The organism is Roseibium sp. (genome assembly GCF_025698965.1).
In the GTDB taxonomy this organism is placed as follows: domain Bacteria; phylum Pseudomonadota; class Alphaproteobacteria; order Rhizobiales; family Stappiaceae; genus Roseibium.
Map to the genome: position 1 here is coordinate 1 of NZ_JAILWL010000417.1, position 5,917 is coordinate 5,917.

Genomic DNA, 5,917 nt, shown 5'->3' on the forward strand with positions numbered 1-5,917 from the left:
GACGCGGGCTTCGTTCCGGCCGACAGCAACCAGATCGGTGGCTGTTGAAAACGGTACGAGGTAATTGGAGGCATTGAGCGCCACCATGGCACAGGCATAAAGAACGGTGCTGGCTGCTGCCGGAAATTCCCGGACATCTCCGGACCGCTCCGGCGTGCGGCGGTCAGTTGCAAGAGCGGTCATGCGTCAAGGTCCTTCTTCGAAGCGACCATCTCTTCACGGCTCAAGCCCATCTGGGACATGACTTGAAGATCCGTGGCGTCAAGATCCGGGTCGCCTTCGGTTTTCGGGGTGTTGCCAAGCTGCGCACCAGTCAGGACCGGCGCTTTGGCGGTGAACGCTTCGAAGCCCTCAAGGTTGGTTTTGGCAAACTCGAGCCCCCAGTCCTTGAGCGCCGGTGCGAGCTTGCCTTGCTCGATCGCAGCAGCTACGGCAGTTTCGGCGTCCTTGCCGTCAATCTTGTCGGTCAAGGCCGTCAGGGTGGCTTGCAGAGCCTCGACCTGTTCAACCGGCACATATTTGGCCGGATCGGGTTTGGCATCGTCCGCCGTTGCCTGCGCAGCGAACGCAGTTACGGCAGCCGCAATCGTCTCGCTGTCGGCGTCCTTGTCGAGGCCGGCAGCAAGGGCGATCGCGGACGTGCCGGATTGCAAGGCTTGGATAGCCGCCAAAACGTCGGCTTCCGAAGCCCCCTCGGACAAGCCGAGGGCTTCCAGAAGGTCTTTGTCCATGATGGGTCCTTTGGTGGGAGGGAACTGAGCGTTGGCGGCAATTGCCTCAAGGTCGATTGCCGGCATGTTCACCAGGGCGACATTGGCGAAGCGGACGACACGGCCCTTTTTGTCAGTGCCGAAGAGCGGTGACAGATACCGATACTCTTTCGCCCCGATCGCAGCAGCTGCGGCGTCGGTCCATTCAACCAGGCCGTAAATGCCGTCTTCGCGAACCTGGAATTCCTTGATCCAGCCGGCAGCCTTAGCCGCCTGCCTTGCCGGTTGAGAGCACCTGATGGTCGTAATCGACCATCAATTCCGTATCGCCGAGGAAGCTTTCTGTCCGGCGCACGATCGCTTCCATGGACTGGCTGTCGCCAGCATGGAAGGGACCACGGCCGTCGCGTGCCTTGAAGGTCCCGGCCGGCATGAGCTTCATCCAGGCACCGCTAGTTTCAGCGGCGACAGGATCGGAAGCGGCAATGAAGAGGTGAGCGGCGTCGTTTTTCATGGGGCCAAGCTAGAACCGGCCCAAACGCATGACGGGGCTGACAGCTGTCAGCCGTAGCTCTTTTTTGATTTATGGGGAGCGTTTCAACGGTATCAGACCGGATTTGAAAGCGCCACCCGCCATTCAGGGGTGAGCCGTCAATTCAGGATCAAAATTAAACAGGCATTAAACAGCACCAGCGCGCATTTGCCCTTTCGCCGGTGTCACCATGCGCAAAAACGCCTCCAGCGGCTTCTATGGCCGTTTATTTAAGGATCGGGAAATTCGGGCGGGACGCGTGCCAAAAGCTTTTCCATCGTGGCTGCATGTCCGGCCTTGCCGGGATTGTAATCCCAGCCCGGATCGATGCCGTCCGGGATCTGCCGAACTACACCCGTGCGCTTGTTCGTCCAGGACGAATAGGAAATCGGAGGCGGTTCGAATTTCAGTTCCTCGCCCTCGGCAATGAGCCGATCGATATCGCGCTGTGACAGGCTTTGCATCGTGCAGCGACAGTTCCATCCATTGGGCGCTGCATAGATTACCCAGAACGGATGATCAACGGGCAAGACCAGATTGTGAAGCCGCCAATGCTCCGGCCTGGTCAAACCATCATCGACAGCGACATAACGCAAGAACGGCCGGCTGGATTTCAGCTCCTCGAAATGGGACCACTGTCCGGCCGCGTAAGACACATTCATGTTGGCATCGAAGATGGTTCGCAGCCGGCGCATCGATCCAAGACGCACCTTTGTCGGTTCTCCGGTCTCAGGGTCCTCTTCGATCGCTTCGCCCCACCAACCTTTCCTGACCAGTTCCGGCTTGATCCGCCGGGCAAAGGTCTCGAAGGTTTCGCCGTTTTCAAGAGCCTTTAGAAGTGCGTTCCATATGTCGCTCAAGATATCGTGCCCCGTGGATTTCGCGACCGTGAACATGGCCGCGTGATCTTCAGCATAAACATCCTGCCACGCAAAGGTAGGCTGAAGATTGCCGCCGCGTGCCCGAAGCGCCGCGATCGCGGCCCGTGGTGGCAAGGGTGTGTAATGTGCCGCCATGATCAGTCCCGGTCCTCCCCGGCCTCACCGGAGATCCGCGCGGCAAAGCTGGCTTGAGCGAGCTTGTCTGCGAGGGACGTGACACCCATGGTCTCAAGGCGGCGCTGGAAGATCTCGCGCGCTTCCTCGATCGACGTTGCTTCCGCCAGTTCCTCTTCCAGACCTTCAATCACCGGGGCAACCAGAGGCTCCCAGCCCTCATCAGCCAGGATGCCATCGATCGCCCGGTCGATCGCATCCGGCTCGCGTATGGGCGGGCTCGATCTGAAGGCTTGCACCTTAGTCGGTTTCTCCGGTTCGGCTTCAGGATCGGCCGGGTCCTCTTGGCTAACGGCAGACGGTGGGGTCAGCAGCTCTTCGTCCTTGTCCGGTTCCGGTACGCCGATCTTGTCACGCATGGTGGACATGCCGACCTTCAGCCCGAACGGCATAAGCGTAGCAACATTTTCCACCAGCATCTTGACGTCAACTTCGTCCGGCCGGCCGACCGTTATCTTTGGGTACTTCTTGCGCGGGCCATGATTGAGACTGACAAGCGGCCGAACAAGATCTCGGTTGAGGGTTGCAGAAACCTGTCGGCTATCGGCCTGCTCGATATCTTCGCGGACACCGTCGTGAACGCTGGCAGTGGCATAACCACCTGCGTCTGCGTCTGTCGTCTGGGTCTGCCCAAGAACCAGCTTCGACGTTTGCCGGTCGAACCAGTTCGCCCGCTTCTCATAGAGCTCATGGGTGCCGGACAGCTTTGCCTGAAGAAAATCTATGATCATGCTTTCCGGGATGATCGCGCCGAAGTCAGCTCCGATGTTTGCGACCGCCCGCATCAGGACGGCCTTGTCTTCTTCCGTGGCCCCCTGCCCGTATTTGCCCACCCGAAGCGGTTGACCGTAAGCCTCGCAGAAGATCGCCCAATCCTTCAAGGTGAAGGATTTGAACAGGAACGCCCAGGCGGCACCCCGCGCCAGACCGCCCCGGATCGGTAAACCAGACTTGGCTTTGCCGAAATGAGTAATCCAACCATAGGGTTTTAGAGGTTCGTCACCACCGGGTGTTCTAAGGAGAAGCGTCTCGCCGTCATCGTCGTGAAAACGGAACCAGCGTGGATCCCGCCATTTGAAGGCTTTCGGCCGCCACTGGCCTTCCGAGGTGTCCCATAGGATTTCGGTGGCAGAAAAGCCCTTGCCGATCGCGTCCAGGATGTCGAACAGCTCGTCCCTGAAGACATCCCTCTCGATTGCTTCCCGGACAAGATCCGCGTCTCGAACATCGTCCGCATTGTCGCTGGCGGCTTCCACCGTGATGTCAAGGCTCGACACCTGCCGCTTTCTGGTTCCCAGAACACCGGCATAATGCTCGTTGCGTTCTTCCATGTCCTCGGCGAGCGCCAGATAGTGCTCCGGATCCCCGTCAATGCTTTCGCGCAGGATGTTCGCCAGCCGGGGCGGTGTCAGTCCGCTTGCCGGATGCATCACATTATGGCGATGGATCGCCTGGACGGTCGGTCCAGCCTGTTCGGTCTTTAGCGACTTGGACGAAACAGGGCGGAGATATTGATCAACAAGCTGCGGCGGTGCCATGGTTCAAGTCTCTTTCTGTCGATCGTGAGGGCAAGGTTCTGGCGGCGTGGTTCCGATGGCGCGGCCGGCACTGATCCAGCCGCCGCTGCGGCCATGGGGGAACGTGGCCGAAAATGCCTCGGGACTTGCGCAAGCTGCCCATTCGATACGGGGCATCGTCCTTGCCATGGTTCGAGGTTTCATCGAACTTGCTTTTGGGGGGCGGCACGGGCTTGTAATCGAACTCACGCCAGCGCATGCGGCTGGCATAGTGTGCCAGGGCGAGCGCAATAGCATAGTCACCGTGACGTTTCTTACCGGCCTTCTTGCCTTCCTCGCCCTTCTCCGTTGTCCGGGCTTCAGGCACACGCGGAATACCTCTGATCAGCTTTACCGATCTGAGATCCGTGACATGCTCGCTGTCCGCGCCAAGCTCGATCGCATCGTCTTCAAAAGCGACTTTGAGCGGTGGCATTTCCAGCCGGTACCAGGTCTCTGAAAACTTGATCGGCATGACAAGGCCGGCACCTTCTACCGGATCCTCGCGCAGGCCGAAAATACGGCCCATGTCTTCAGCAACCGTCCAGCCCATGCCGGTGGCATCGAATGCCGCCCCGACAAGCTGGGCGCGAACATGCTCAAGAACCTTCCGCACAATGTCCTTTTGCTCTTGCCCCGGAACATTGCGCAATTCGAAGGACAGCCGTTCACGCCGTTTCAAATCCGTCTCGATCGAAAGCAGGCATCCGACCGTCAAATCGGCGACACGGGCAAAGTCGAACCCGAAGGCATACTTGACGTTTTTCGGAAGCTTATCGAGCGCGATAGTCAGCTCAGCCATGAAGGGAGCCATCAGCACGGCCTGTTCAAGCGTTGACTTGTGCAAATAGTCGTTCGGCAGCTCCAGCCGCAACACCGGAGCGCCTTTTTTCATCCGGGCTTCAATGAGTGGTGCCGTCAGCCAGGAGCCGGATCCCATGGTGGGAATGCAGAACAGTTCCTCGTCCGCGCCTTCGCCATAGTTGTCGATGAGCTTCTGCCGCCACTCAGCTTCGCCTTCTGGCGTCCAATCCTTGCCCTTCACAAGGCAGATGCGCTGGTAAAGACCGTCCTTCAGCGCGTCGTCCAGGTCCACCTTCATGTGTTCGTATGGCGACCGTTTGCCCAGAATGTCCTGGATCTGGACGTTGAACTCGTTCTCTGTGCCGTCATGAGTGGAAACGACAACGACCTGACCGCCCCACGTCAGGAAGGCCATACCGGCTTTGATAAGCTCTTTTAGATTATCGACAAAGGCTGCCTCATCGATGATGAGAAGCCCTTCCTTACCGCGCAGGGAACGCGGGGAAGAACTCAGGCCGACAACTTCAAAGCCGGATGCGAAGCGGATCCGGAAAGCTTGGATCTCACGGGTCTCGTCTGGATTTTCAGGATCCGTGTCTTCAAACACATATTCGTCTTGCGACACAGCGGCGACGGCATAGGCGCGCGCCCACATGGCGCATGCGTCGATGAACTCACGCGTCATTTCCTGCGAATAGGAAATGTAGAGTGCGTCCATGCCGCCGGCGCTCTTTGCCTTTGAAGCTTTCAACACCGCGACTGAAGCCAGTCCCCATGTCATTCCAATTCGGCGGGACTTCTCGATGAACAGAACTTCGACACCGGTGTTGTCAAGAAGTCTCACCGCTTTGGACTGATAGTTCAAAAGGACGTTCGGCAGACCGACTTCTGCGGCAATATCGTCGATCGAGGTTTCGGTCTGCCGGCGCAGCTCCACCCATTGTTCCTTGGAGATCGGCGCATTCATTTCCTGACACCCAGAATTTGCGCCTTGATGGCTTCGGCGGTCTCAGTGGTGATGCCCTTGACCTTGGCAACCTTCTCAACCGCTTCGCTCGCTTTCTCAGCGAATTCCTTCTCGACCTTCAGCCGGCGCTGTGTGGAGACGCCTTGAGCCTGACAAGCTGCGCGCAGTGCGTTGGCAAGGCTCATCGCATCTTTTGGTGCCATGCCGCTTTCACCAGCATCGGTCAGAAGTTCGAAGGTGAGTGTCTTGATGGCTTCAGCCGCGATCAAGGTGAGATCATCAGAGGCTTCGGC

At 58.5% G+C, this 5,917-nt stretch carries 5 protein-coding genes and 1 pseudogene; all 6 read right to left on the minus strand.

All coding sequences use genetic code 11. The features are described from left to right. Positions 1 to 183, minus strand: a 183-nt coding sequence (locus tag K5905_RS25625; protein ID WP_297589436.1) for a hypothetical protein, incomplete at its 3' end; no start/stop codon positions are given. Next, positions 180 to 1,224 (minus strand): annotated as a pseudogene (locus tag K5905_RS25630) (phage protease). The gene K5905_RS25625 and the pseudogene K5905_RS25630, both read right to left, overlap by 4 nt. Positions 1,225 to 1,472: 248 nt before the next feature. Next, the gene (locus tag K5905_RS25640; protein WP_297589441.1) at positions 1,473 to 2,258 is read right to left on the minus strand and encodes a phage minor head protein; all 786 of its coding nucleotides are present in this window, start codon (positions 2,256 to 2,258) and stop codon (positions 1,473 to 1,475) included. A 2-nt stretch (positions 2,259 to 2,260) separates the two neighbouring features. Next, positions 2,261 to 3,835: a DUF935 domain-containing protein gene (locus K5905_RS25645; RefSeq protein ID WP_297589443.1), complete on the minus strand. Its 1,575-nt coding sequence runs from the start codon at positions 3,833 to 3,835 to the stop codon at positions 2,261 to 2,263. Next, the gene (locus tag K5905_RS25650) at positions 3,813 to 5,624 is read right to left on the minus strand and encodes a terminase family protein (protein WP_297589446.1); all 1,812 of its coding nucleotides are present in this window, start codon (positions 5,622 to 5,624) and stop codon (positions 3,813 to 3,815) included. Before K5905_RS25650 ends, K5905_RS25645 begins: the two co-directional genes overlap by 23 nt. Next, positions 5,621 to 5,917, minus strand: a 297-nt coding sequence (locus K5905_RS25655) for a phage protein Gp27 family protein (RefSeq protein WP_297589448.1), incomplete at its 5' end; no start/stop codon positions are given. The genes K5905_RS25650 and K5905_RS25655, both read right to left, overlap by 4 nt.